This is a genomic window from Paenibacillus sp. FSL H3-0310 (genome assembly GCF_038002785.1).
Classification (GTDB): Bacteria; Bacillota; Bacilli; order Paenibacillales; family Paenibacillaceae; genus Paenibacillus_AQ; species Paenibacillus_AQ odorifer.
Genome location: NZ_JBBODC010000001.1, coordinates 2,037,991 through 2,050,987, shown reverse-complemented (window position 1 = coordinate 2,050,987; position 12,997 = coordinate 2,037,991). Strand labels below are relative to the sequence as shown.

Sequence of the window (12,997 nt, the reverse complement as noted above, 5' to 3'; positions counted from 1 at the left end):
TCCTTTTTAAAGGTTGTTCAAAATAGCATAACGCTATTTTGAACCCCACTTTAATCACTTATTTCTAATCGTTCTTATGAAGCTCTCCAAGAAGCTTCTCAATATGACTGCCATAAGCGACAGATTCGTCGAACTTGAAGATCAGCTCCGGTGTATGCCGAAGGCGAATGGCCTTGCCAAGCTCTGAGCGAAGAAAACCATTGGCTTTCTCAATCGCTTTAAGCGAGTCTGACTTCTGCTCTTCATCCCCGAACACGCTTAGGTATACCTTGGCTTGCGATAGATCGTTAGTCACGTCTACGCCAGTTACAGTTACAAAACCGATTCGAGGGTCTTTCAGACCGCTTTGGATAAGTTGACTAAGCTCTTTCTTGATCTGCTCGCCCACTCGTCCTGCTCTAATTTTAGACATCTATATTCACCTCTTCGCTTAGCGCTCTACAGTTTCCATAAGAAACGCTTCGATAATGTCGCCCTCTTGGACGTCATTATAGCGTTCCAAAGTTATGCCACATTCATAACCTTGCGCCACTTCTTTGGCATCATCTTTGAAACGTTTCAAAGTATCAACCTTACCTGTGAACACTACGATTCCGCTACGGATCAAGCGCATTTCAGCATTACGGGTAATTTTACCGGAAGTAACCATACATCCTGCAATGGTACCCACTTTGCTGATTTTGAACACGCTGCGAACTTCGGCGTGACCGATAACATTCTCTTTATAGATAGGATCGAGCATACCTTTCATGGCACTTTCGATTTCTTCAATTACATTGTAGATAATGTTGTGCAGACGAACATCTACTTTTTCTTGCTCAGCAGCTGCTTTGGTCTGTGCGTCTGGACGAACGTTAAAGCCGATAACGATAGCATTCGATGCTGCTGCAAGCGTAATATCGGATTCAGTAATTGCACCAGCACCGCTGTGAATGATCTTCACGCGTACGCCTTCCACTTCGATCTTAGCCAAGGATCCTTTAAGCGCCTCGACTGAACCTTGTACGTCAGCTTTGATAATCACGTTAAGGTCTTTGATCTCGCCATCTTTAATGTGCTGGAACAGATCATCCAAAGTTACACGGGTGTTCGTATTCAGCTCAGATTGACGTTGGGAAGTAGAACGTCTATCAGCAATCGCACGCGCTTTACGCTCATCTTCGAAAGCCATAAACGGATCTCCAGCTTGTGGTACCTCAGTCAAACCTGTAATTTCAACTGGAGTAGATGGTCCAGCTTCTTTGATCTTACGACCTTTATCATTGACCATCGCACGTACACGTCCGAAGCAGTTACCTGCTACAAAGGCATCGCCGACTTTCAACGTACCGTTCTGAACGAGTATACGAGCAACTGGTCCACGGGATTTATCAAGCTCAGCTTCTATAACAGTACCGCGTGCCCGTTTGTCAGGGTTCGCTTTGTACTCATTAACTTCAGCTACGAGCAGGATCATTTCCAGCAGTTCTTCCAAGTTAATACGTTGTTTCGCAGAGAGGTTAACGAAGATGGTATCTCCGCCCCACTCTTCAGGAACAAGTTCATAACTTGTAAGCTCTTGCTTCACCTTATCAGGATCTGCACCCGGTTTGTCGATTTTATTAACAGCGACAATAATCGGAAGTCCAGCAGCCTTAGCGTGTGCAATAGCTTCAACGGTCTGAGGCATAACACCGTCATCAGCAGCTACTACGATAATTGTCATATCCGTAACCTGTGCACCACGAGCACGCATAGCAGTAAATGCTTCGTGACCAGGTGTATCAAGGAACGTGATTTTCTTTTGGTTGATTTCGACTTGATAAGCACCGATGTGCTGAGTGATTCCGCCGGCTTCGCCTAGCGTCACATTGGTCGAACGAATAGCATCAAGTAGTGTAGTTTTACCATGGTCAACGTGACCCATAATAGTAACTACTGGAGGACGAGTCTGAAGATCCTCTTCATTGTCATTCTCTTCCACTGTTTCGAAGCTGTCCTCGTCAACAGGAATCTTCACTTCTACTTCTACGCCAAATTCAGCAGCGAGCAGCAAAATGGTGTCGATATCAAGTTCTTGGTTGATGGTAGCCATAACACCCATCGAAATCAGCTTTTTGATTACTTCAGAAGCATCCTTGTGAAGCAATTTCGCTGTTTCACCAACGGTCATGCTGCCACGAACGATGATTTTCTTAGGTGTGTTATCGATCTTCTCGCGGTGTACCATTGGCTGGTTCTTGCCACGACCATTCTTACCACCACGACCGCGGTAGTTACCACCTTTACCATCATCGAAACGTCTTTGATTATTATTCGGTCTGCCACCAGTTGTGTTCTTTTTAGGACCTCTGTCATCACCGCGTGTGAAACCTCCGCCTGTGCCAGATTGACCTTGTGGACGGCTGTCAGTGCGTGGTGCACTGCTTTGTCCTTGCGGACGGCTGCCACTTGTATTGCTGCCTTGTGGACGGCTTCCACCAGTGTTGCTGCCTTGTGGGCGGCTACCACCAGTATTGCTACCTTGCGGACGGCTGCCACCGGTATTGCTACCTTGTGGACGGTTGCCGCCAGTATTACTGCTTTGCGGACGGCTGCCACCGGTATTGCTACCTTGTGGGCGATTGCCGCCAGTACTGCTGCTTTGCGGGCGGCTGCTACTAGTACTGCTAGTACTGTTAGTACGTGGAGCACCGCTTTGTTGCGGACGTGCATTCTGCGTTGAACCTGTTTGTGTTCTGCGGGAATCTTGTCCGCTTTGGGGCCTTGGGGACGTCGTCGATTGGTTGTTGTTTTGGTTACTGTTCATACCTACCTGCTTTTCCTGTTGATTTTTGTTGGCATTCTGAGCACTTTGAGGTTCGGCTGTTACCGCACCGGTTGTTACCGGCCGGCTGCTGGTGCCGGTATCCCGCTTGGCTGCAGCATTTGATTTGATATCCTTAAAGAACTGTTCAACTTTGTTCACGGATCCATTCTCCATGACACTCATATGATTATTCACAGGGACATTCAAACGCTTCAGAATAGTAATAATTTCTTTACTGCTCATGTTTAGTGACTTGGCGTATTCGTACACGCGCAATTTATCTTTGTTCTCTTCTTTAGTCAATAAATCCACCTCCGACAGTATCTCCGAGTTGCTTGGAGATCATTTCCGCGAATCCTTTATCCGTAATGGCCAGTACTACGCGCTGGTCTTTACCAATACTTGCACCGAGTTCATCCCGGTGAAATGCGATTACTAGTGGAATATCGTAAGTTCCGCATTTATCACGGAACTTTTTTTGGGTATTATCTGAAGCGTCACCTGCCAGAACGACCAGCTTCGCCTCTGAAGACCGTACAGCTTTGAGTACAGCCTCGTCACCGGTGACTATCTTGCCTGCTCTCATGGCAAGCCCTAAATAAGAAAGCGCCTTACTCATTATCCTCACTATCCTTTGCTGCTAGAAACTGCTCTTCCACGGAAGTAAACTCCCGGGCTAGCTGGGCGTAGATTTCAGGACTCACTTGACATTTCAATGCACGGTCAAGTGCTTTGTTCTTTTGTGCCAGCTGAAAGCATTCAAGCTTGCCGCATATGTAAGCACCACGGCCTGACTTCTTGCCCGTCAGATCAATCAGCACTTCACCTTCAGGCGTTCTTACCACACGAATCAGCTCTTTTTTAGGCATCATCTCTTGGGTAGCAACGCATTTACGCAGCGGCACCTTTTTTTGTTTCATTACAAACGCCTCCCGTCAAGCAGGTTAATTAATCTATGGAGACGGAATCCTGATGCATTTCATCAATAGAAGATTTCGGTCTGCCGTATTCCTGCTCCGCTTGAGTTTCACTCTTGATATCAATCTTCCAGCCGGTAAGTTTAGCGGCAAGACGTGCATTTTGCCCTTTAATACCGATAGCCAGTGACAATTGATAGTCAGGAACGATAACTCTCGCCATCTTCTCCGTTTCAAAGACTTGAACTTCAAGAACCTTTGAAGGGCTAAGTGCATTCGCAACATATTCCTGCACCAGATCAGAATAACGGACGATATCGATCTTCTCACCGCGAAGCTCAGTAACGATGGTCTGAACGCGTGTGCCTCTTGGACCTACGCAAGAACCAACGGGATCTACTTCTGGATTGCGGGAATACACAGCAATCTTCGAGCGGAAGCCAGCTTCACGGGCTACAGAACGAATCTCAACTACACCGTCAAATATTTCAGGAACTTCAAGCTCGAACAGACGCTTCAGTAATCCAGGATGACTGCGGGAGAGCATAATCTGCGGACCTTTTGTTGTATTCTCAACTTTTGTGATATAAGCCTTGATGCGTTCGCTTTGTTTGAACTTTTCACCTGGCATCAATTCGCTAAGCGGAAGAACCGCTTCGATTTTACCAAGATCAATGTAAATGTTCCGCATATCTTGACGTTGAACTAGTCCAGTAACGATATCATCTTCTTTGTCGATAAAAGCATTATAGATAAGTCCACGCTCTGCCTCGCGAATTCGTTGAGTTACAACCTGCTTAGCAGTCTGTGCGGCAATACGTCCAAAATCACGCGGTGTCACTTCAAGCTCAGCGATATCTTCCAGCTGGAAATGCGGGTTAATTTCTCTGGCTGCCGGCAACGAGATTTCAGTCCTTGTATCCAGGACCTCCTCAACAATTAACTTGCGGGCAAACACTTTAATGACACCTGTATTGCGATTCATGTCAACACGCACGTTCTGTGCTGCATTGAAATTACGTTTATAACTAGAGATCAGCGCCGCTTCAATCGCTTCAAACAGCACATCTTTACTGATGCCTCTCTCCCTCTCCAGCTCATTCATTGCTTCAATAAACTCCATACTCATGAATTTCCGGCCCCCCTTTCAAGACGTTAAAAAATAATGGCCAATCTCGCACTTGCGACCTTGGCGTACGGTACTACATGTTCTTTTTTGCCCGCGGAGATGAGCAGTTCCTCGTTCTCGAACGAGAGCAAACGACCTTCAAATTCTTTGAGTCCTTGAATCGGCTCATAAACAGTCACATACACGTCCTTACCTACCGCTTTAGCTACATCCGCAGCTTTTTTGAGAGGACGCTCTGCTCCCGGCGAGGAAACCTCAAGGAAATATGCCTCAGGAATAGGATCATTCTCATCTAACTTCTGACTGAAATATTCGCTAATGATCCCGCAGTCATCAATATCAATGCCGCCTTCTTTATCTACGAATATACGCAGAAACCAATTGGAGCCTTCCTTCACGTATTCAACGTCCACCAGTTCGAAACCATTGTCGTCGAGATAGGGCCCGAGCATCTGCTCTACCGTTTGTTTAATTTTAGATTTGGGTGTGCTCAAAAGAAAATTACCTCCACGAACTTGTCTTTTGCTATATACCAAAGATAAAGAGTGGGTTTCCCCACTCTTTACACAACGGACTTATCTCATTATTACCAAAGAAATTATACCATAGGGAAACTGGACTGACAAGTGCTAGCCCTTGACTCCCCCTTTGGAGCACTCTTTTCTAGCCATGAAATAAGTGTTGTTAAAGCCTTTAAAATAGGGAAAGTTGATTGCTTTCCGGTAAGCCGCGGAAGCAGCCCATGCCGGTCAGCAGCTCAATAACCGTCTTACTTGCCTTTGATTTCTGCTGGAAATCTTCAATAGACAGGAACTCGCCAGCATCTTTCGCAGCAGCTATGTTGATAGCAGCATTCTCACCAATTCCCGCTAAAGCAGAAAACGGAGGGATCAAACTCTTGTCATCAACAATAAACTTATTCGCTTCTGAGCGGTAAAGATCAATGTTTTTGAATGTAAACCCACGTGCCGTCATCTCCAAAGCCATCTCAAGGACAGGCAACATAGCCTTTTCCTTAGGCAAAGCTTGAAATCCTTTTTGCTCAATTTCTACGATCTGACGGCTGATGGCTTCATACCCCTTACAGCACAATTCAATATCAAAATCTGCTGCACGTACAGAGAAATAAGTCGCATAATATTCAATAGGATGATACAGCTTGAAGTAGGCGGTACGCACTGCAGAAATTACGTATGCAGCAGCATGCGCCTTCGGGAACATGTATTGAATCTTTAGACAAGAATCAATATACCATTGTGGGACCTTGCACTTTTTCATTTCCTCGATCCACTCGTCAGACAAACCTTTACCTTTACGAACACTCTCGGTAATTTTAAAGGCCAAGCTCGCATCCATTCCCGCTTTATAAATTAAGAAGAGCATGATGTCATCACGACAACCGATAACGGTCTTAATGTTACAAGTGTTATTCTTTATAAGCTCTTGAGCGTTACCAAGCCAAACTCCAGTACCATGAGACAAACCTGATATTTGCAGTAAGTCAGCAAAGCTGGACGGCTTCGACTCAATAAGCATTTGACGTACGAACTTGGTACCCATTTCGGGCACACCATAGGTCGCAACCGGTGATCTGATTTCGTCAGGTCTTACTCCAAGTGCATCTGTAGAGTTAAACATGCTCATTACTTTCGGATCATTCATCGGGATAGAAGTTGGATCAACACCTGTCAAATCCTGAAGCATCCGCATCATCGTCGGATCATCATGACCCAGAATATCAAGCTTCAGCAAATTCGCGTCAAAAGCGTGATAATCAAAGTGTGTGGTCTTCCATTCAGCATTGACATCATCCGCCGGGAATTGTACTGGCGTAATATCTTCTACCTCCATATAGTCTGGAACAACGACTATACCACCCGGATGCTGTCCCGTACTACGTTTAACGCCTGTACAGCCAGCCGCCAGACGGCCAACTTCAGCTCCACGCCAACGTTTCTGGTGCAGTTCTTCGTATTTTTTTGCAAATCCGAAGGCTGTCTTCTCAGCTACGGTACCAATCGTTCCGGCACGGAATACATTTTTCTCACCAAACATTTCTTTGGTAAAGTTATGTGCATTCGGCTGATATTCCCCTGAGAAGTTCAAGTCGATATCGGGGACTTTATCCCCTTTAAATCCAAGGAAGGTCTCGAACGGAATATCCTGGCCTTCACCTTTGAGCTTCTGACCGCAATCCGGGCAGACTTTATCTGGTAAATCGAATCCGCTCCGCACACTACCGTCCAGGAACCATTCATTATGGCGACACTCGGGGTTTAGGCAAATATAATGCGCAGGCAAAGGATTTACTTCTGAAATCCCAAGAAATGTAGCTACTACAGAAGAACCTACGGAACCCCGCGAGCCTACGAGATACCCATCCTGATTTGACTTTTTAACAAGACGTTCAGAAATCAAATAGTTGGCAGAGAACCCGTATTTAATAATCGGTGCAAGCTCTTTCTCCAAACGGGCAATAACTACCTCAGGCAGCTCTTCACCGTAAATGGATTTGGCAGTATTGTAGCAGGTCTCGCGAATTTCTTCGTCCGCCCCGTCAATAATTGGTGTAAATAGCTTATCTGGAAATAGCTCCAGTTCTTCAAAACGCTCCGCCAGCTCAACTGTATTTGTGACAACGACTTCCATCGCTTTTTCAGCACCAAGAAATTCGAATTCAGACAGCATTTCATCTGTTGTGCGGAAGTGTGCATCCGGTTTGCGTTGGTCTTTAAGCGGACTAAAGCCCGTGATCCCATTAATCGTAATATCACGATACAGCTTGTCCCGGGGTTCAAGATAATGCACATTCCCCGTTGCGATAACAGGTTTATTCAACTGTTCCCCTATTTCGCAAACCTTCCGGACTACATCGCGAAGCTCATCAGGACCTGCTACAAAGCCCTTGTCCACCAAGTGCATGTACATGGTCAATGGCTGAATCTCCAGCACATCATAAAAATGAGCAACCTCCATGGCTTCCTCAGTCGTTTTGTTGAGTACTGCTTCAAAAAACTCTCCACGTTCACAACCGGAAATCACGAGCAGTCCATCTCTATGCTCTTCCAGCTTGGATTTCGGAATACAAGGTACACGTTTGAAATATTCCGTATGTGACATGGAAATGAGCTTATAGAGATTTTTTTTCCCTATTTGATTTAGTGCATAAATATTACAGTGGAACGGTCGTGTGTTCGAAAGATCATTACCCACATAATCGTTTAGTCGATCAAGGCGGGTCATGCCCTTCATCTTTTCAGCATCTGCGAGCAATCCTGTTAATATACCGCCGAGTGCTATGGTATCATCAATCGCACGGTGATGGCTTTCCAGAAGAACTTTATATTTATCGGCTAATGTGTTCAGCCTGTGATTCTTCATGCTTGGATATAGTAACCGCGCGAGCTCAAGCGTATCAAGAGATGGATTCGGAAGCACAGGTTCACCTATTTTACGTAACGAGGCCTGAATAAAACCCATATCAAATCTGGCGTTATGAGCTACAAGGATACTGTCACCCACAAATTCAACAAACTTACGCAGCACTGGTTCAAGATCAGGAGCATCCTTAACCATTTCATCCGTAATATTGGTCAATTGCTGAATATGATAAGGGATTTTCTCATGCGGATTAACAAAAGTAGAATAACGGTCTACTTCTTTGCCTTCGCACATTTTAATGGCCGCCAGCTCCGTAATATTATTGCGGGTAATCGATAAACCCGTGGTTTCTATATCAAACACTACATAGGTAGCTGTCTTCAAGTCCAAAGGCTGAGCGTTCTCGACAATATTCACAGAGTCATTCACAACATTAGCTTCCACACCATAAATCATTTTTATCTTATGCTTATGAGCTGCATGGTTTGCATCAGGAAAAGCCTGAACGCCGCCATGATCAGAAATAGCAATCGCAGGATGACCCCACTGGGCAGCTGTTTTGACATAGGTAGTGATCGGAGTGACCGCATCCATCGTACTCATCGTAGTGTGAAGGTGGAATTCCACCCGTTTCTTAGGAGCTGTATCTTTACGCGCAGGCGGTGCCTTAACTTCCGTTAAATCTGAAGGGATCATCACGAGCTCAGGAATCTGCATAAAACGGTCATATTCTACTTTCCCGCGTGCTCTTACCCATTTGCCATTAGCTAGCTGACTCATAACCTTCAGATCATCTTTAGTCTTCGCGAACATCTTCATTTGTAGAGAATCCGTAAAATCGGTCAGACTGAAAGTGAACAAGGTACTGCCATTGCGAAGCTCCTTACGATCCAGACCAAAAATGGTACCCTGAATTGTAATTTTCTTCTCTTCATCTTGAATTTCAAGAATCGGCACGGCCTGTTCCTTAATTTCATACCCCACTTGAAGCTTAATTACTTCATTAGGATCGCTATCATCAGCAGGAGCTTCTGTTTCCACAGCAGTCATCATCTGCTCAACGATCTCGCGTTGTTCTTGCTGAAGCTTTTGCTGAAATTCTTCGAATGCTTCAACATTATTATTTTCGTTCTCCGCCATTAGTAATTTAACTTTTAAGGAGAGACCGAAATACTTTTCATAAAATTTAATAATTGCTCCATCGATGCCTTTTTTGCGAGCCAGCTCCATCGAGGTGGAATCACTCATCGTTAACATTAAAGTATCCTCTTTAAGCTCCTGTGAGGAGCGGGTCAGCCAGCCGTTCACCGATGGAATCTCCCGATGCACCCACTCCAGAAACAGTCCCCAATATTCCTGGACAAGCTCCGCTCTACTAACCTTCTCATCATATAGGAACAAAAAGCTTACTTTAGCTATATGCTGTAGCTTCTCACGCATTCTAAGGCAAAATGTCCGATATACCTGTGCTGGAACCAGACTTTCTTTCGCAATAATGATTTGCCAGTCCCGATTACCGCGACTGATCTCAACACGTTCTATATACCCGTCCAAAAAGTAGGGGTCCATGATTGCAGGCGGAATTTCACCCTGCTTCATCAAGAGCTCGAACCTTTTTCTTCTCTCCTGGTTTTGTTCCATGCTTTCCTCCCACCTTTAATAACCCAGTTAAAACTATCCATGATATACAGTGAAAGTACAATATGATAAGAAGAAACGATGTAGTCGCCTTTTAAAGACGACAACTGTTTCTCGTAAAATATAAGGATAATTTATAGCGAATTCCTATAAATTCTTATATTTTAAAAAGCTTCTGGTTTCAAAAAGCATTGGGTTCTTACGGCCCGCCGACTCCTTTCGCCAGAAGCTAAATTAAAATACTACAAGACTGTTGATCGGTGCCTAATGATTAATACGCCTTTGCAAAAACCACAGTATGCTTGGCTGGTTGGCCACAGCAAATGCAGACTTGCTTAGTCTCCGCTGGATCAAAAGGAATATTGCGGCTACCCGCACCTGTCTCTTCCTTAACTTTGGACTCGCATTCTTCGGAACCACACCATCCCGCTAGAGCAAATCCACGTTTTTCGTCCATCGAAGCTTTCATTTCCTCCAAGGAATCTACAGAATAGAAATGGTCCTCACGGAATTTCAGCGCACGTTCGAACATTTCATTGTGAACCTGTTCAAGCATTGTTTGAACCTCTTCTACGAGGTTTTCCTGTTGAATAACCTTCTTCTCTCCGGTGACACGTGAGACGAGAACGCAGACGCCATTCTCCATATCGCGTGGTCCAAGCTCCAAACGTACTGGCACTCCACGCATTTCATATTCATTAAACTTCCAGCCTGGGGTAACATCTGAACGATCATCTACACGTACACGTACGCCAGCATTCTTCAATTCCTTGAACAGCTCGTCCGTCCGCCCAATCACAGCTTCGCGGGTCTTAGGAGGTCCGATAGGAATCATAATAACTTGCGTTGGAGCTACCTTAGGCGGCAGAACAAGACCGCGGTCATCTCCATGTACCATAATCAAGGAGCCAATCAAGCGAGTGGTTGAGCCCCATGAAGTAGTGTGTACATACTCCAAATTATTGTCACGGCTTAAATATTGAATCTCAAAAGCTGTGGCAAACTTGGTGCCAAGGTAATGTGAAGTAGCAGCCTGAACAGCGCGTCCATCCTTCATCATCGCTTCAATAGAATACGTATCTACCGCACCGGCAAAACGCTCGGAAGGTGTCTTTTGTCCGGTAATAACCGGAATGGCAAGATAGGTCTCGACAAAATCACGGTAGTTATCCAGCATCCGCATAGTTTCTTCACGAGCTTCCGCTTCATTCTCATGCGCGGTATGCCCTTCTTGCCAAAGAAACTCAGTAGTGCGGATAAATGGCAATGTACGTTTCTCCCAACGAACCACGTTCGCCCATTGATTGATAAGTACAGGAAGGTCACGATAAGATTGAATCCATTTGGAGTACATGTGGCCAAACATGGTCTCTGAAGTAGGACGAACTGCGAGACGTTCCTCAAGTACGTCACCACCCGCTTCTGTTACCCATGGCAGCTCTGGATTAAAGCCTTCAATGTGATCCTTTTCCTTCTGAAAGAAACTCTCTGGAATGAACACTGGAAAATAAGCGTTTCGATGCCCAGTTTCCTTGAGTCGACGGTTCATTTCCTCCTGAATATGCTCCCATATTTCATAGCCTTCTGGCTTAAATACAATACAGCCACGAACAGGAGAGTAATCCATCAAGTCTCCTTTTTTAATAACATCAATATACCAGCGTGAGAAATCCTCGCTTTGCGGCGTGATTTCCGTAACGAATTGTTTATCTTTTGCCATGTAATGGAATGCCTCCCGAAGAAAATTAGCCGCTGATCAAACGTAAAATATCATTATACGTAACAGCAATCATTAATAAAAATAGCAGTGCAAAACCTACAAAGTGAACCATGCCTTCATGACCCGGATCCACAGGTTTGCCACGCAGTGCCTCTACACCTAGGAATGCCAGACGGCTTCCATCGAGTGCCGGAATCGGCAAGAGGTTAAATATCCCCAGATATAGACTCAAAATAGCGGCCCAGTATGTAAGATACTGAATACCTTGTTGAGCAATTTGACCGGTTACCTCAAACGTACGAACCGGACCTCCAATATCATCCATATTGAATTTATTGATCAATTGTTTAAAGCCCAAAAAGATAGCTTCTGTCGTATCGACCATAGCTTTTCCTGAACCCGTTATCGTCTCGCCAAAACCAGCTTTACGAGTAGGCAGCTCAGGAGTGATGCCTATTTTACCGCCTTCTTGTCCTTCCATACTGCGAGGAACTAGCGTAACGTTAAGGGTTTCCTCTCCCCGCTGCAGCGTCCAGTTCATTTCTTTCCCTTTGGACTCCGAGGTCAAGCTAATCATTTTTTTGTAATCAGCACCGATTTTCTCACCATTGATAGAGACAATGATGTCACCCTTTTGGAGTCCTGCTTCTTGCGCAGGCATTCCTTCGGAGACGTCACCAATCTTAACAAAAGTAGGATTTTCAACTTGAATACCGACCATTTGCAAATGGATGGCAAAGAGTACAAAGGCTAACAGAAAGTTCATCACAGGACCCGCAACGATAGCCAACGCACGCTGACCCACGGTCTTGCTGCCGAATTGACGATCTTTAGGTGCAATTTGTGTCTGTTGCGTTCCTTTAATCATCATCGCTTGCGGATGAACATCATAAGTTGTAACTTCTCCGTCCACATCTAAGGTAATCTGCAATTTATCCTCGAGATCGGTATTCAGCGCCTCACCACGGATAACATTTCTACGGGTGTCTAGTGCATCCAGATAAATGTTTTTAACTTTATTGTCTTGTCCGAGCCTTACCGCAATGGTCTGTCCAGAACCTATCTCGACAATCTCAGGATCTTCACCAGCCATGCGGGCATAACCGCCAAAAGGCAGTAAACGAAGAGTGAACTGAGTCTCATTCCGTTTATAAGAAAACAGTTTCGGACCGAAACCGATAGCAAATTCCCTCACGAGAATACCGGCGCGTTTGGCAAAATAATAGTGACCCCATTCGTGTACAGTCACAAGTACAAAAAACATGAGCACCGTTAAAAAAACGACCTGAACCATTTCCAAACGTATCATCCCCCTTTAGGTGTAAGACCGAAGTATGTCCTCTTAATTTATCATTATTCTCCGATCAGGCACAAGAGAATCAACTGTCCCAACCTATTTTTAGGGCAAAGTAAGTATTTCCAGT

The 12,997-nt window shown here is 45.1% G+C and carries 9 protein-coding genes; all 9 read right to left on the bottom strand.

Annotated features, from left to right (window positions below; translation table 11 throughout):
• Nucleotides 1-64 precede the first annotated feature (64 nt).
• The 9 genes from rbfA to rseP all read right to left on the bottom strand — a co-directional run bounded on the left by rbfA (nucleotide 65) and on the right by rseP (nucleotide 12,873).
• On the bottom strand, nucleotides 65-412 hold the full coding sequence (gene rbfA, locus MHH63_RS09255; protein ID WP_076127845.1) for a 30S ribosome-binding factor RbfA: 348 nt from the start codon (nucleotides 410-412) through the stop codon (nucleotides 65-67).
• 18 nt (nucleotides 413-430) lie between these two features.
• Nucleotides 431-3,091 (bottom strand): translation initiation factor IF-2, encoded by a 2,661-nt coding sequence (gene infB / locus MHH63_RS09250; RefSeq protein WP_341143235.1) that lies wholly within the window; start codon nucleotides 3,089-3,091, stop codon nucleotides 431-433.
• Nucleotides 3,084-3,374, bottom strand: a complete 291-nt coding sequence (locus tag MHH63_RS09245; RefSeq protein ID WP_370511500.1) for a L7Ae/L30e/S12e/Gadd45 family ribosomal protein — start codon at nucleotides 3,372-3,374, stop codon at nucleotides 3,084-3,086. The genes infB and MHH63_RS09245 overlap by 8 nt, the downstream gene beginning before the upstream one ends.
• A gap of 25 nt (nucleotides 3,375-3,399) precedes the next feature.
• Nucleotides 3,400-3,708 carry an RNase P modulator RnpM gene (gene rnpM, locus MHH63_RS09240; RefSeq protein WP_036688467.1) on the bottom strand — a complete coding sequence of 103 codons (309 nt, stop codon included), beginning with the start codon at nucleotides 3,706-3,708 and terminating at the stop codon, nucleotides 3,400-3,402.
• A 28-nt stretch (nucleotides 3,709-3,736) separates the two neighbouring features.
• On the bottom strand, nucleotides 3,737-4,834 hold the full coding sequence (gene nusA / locus MHH63_RS09235; RefSeq protein WP_076182615.1) for a transcription termination factor NusA: 1,098 nt from the start codon (nucleotides 4,832-4,834) through the stop codon (nucleotides 3,737-3,739).
• Between the two features lie 26 nt (nucleotides 4,835-4,860).
• Nucleotides 4,861-5,328: a ribosome maturation factor RimP gene (gene rimP / locus MHH63_RS09230; protein ID WP_076127842.1), complete on the bottom strand. Its 468-nt coding sequence runs from the start codon at nucleotides 5,326-5,328 to the stop codon at nucleotides 4,861-4,863.
• Between the two features lie 199 nt (nucleotides 5,329-5,527).
• Nucleotides 5,528-9,856, bottom strand: a complete 4,329-nt coding sequence (locus MHH63_RS09225; RefSeq protein WP_248548834.1) for a PolC-type DNA polymerase III — start codon at nucleotides 9,854-9,856, stop codon at nucleotides 5,528-5,530.
• A gap of 268 nt (nucleotides 9,857-10,124) precedes the next feature.
• On the bottom strand, nucleotides 10,125-11,573 hold the full coding sequence (proS, locus tag MHH63_RS09220) for a proline--tRNA ligase (RefSeq protein WP_036688477.1): 1,449 nt from the start codon (nucleotides 11,571-11,573) through the stop codon (nucleotides 10,125-10,127).
• Nucleotides 11,574-11,598: 25 nt separating this feature from the next.
• A complete protein-coding gene (rseP, locus tag MHH63_RS09215; RefSeq protein WP_076190904.1) occupies nucleotides 11,599-12,873 on the bottom strand; it encodes an RIP metalloprotease RseP in 1,275 nt (424 codons plus the stop codon).
• Between the last annotated feature and the right edge of the window lie 124 nt (nucleotides 12,874-12,997).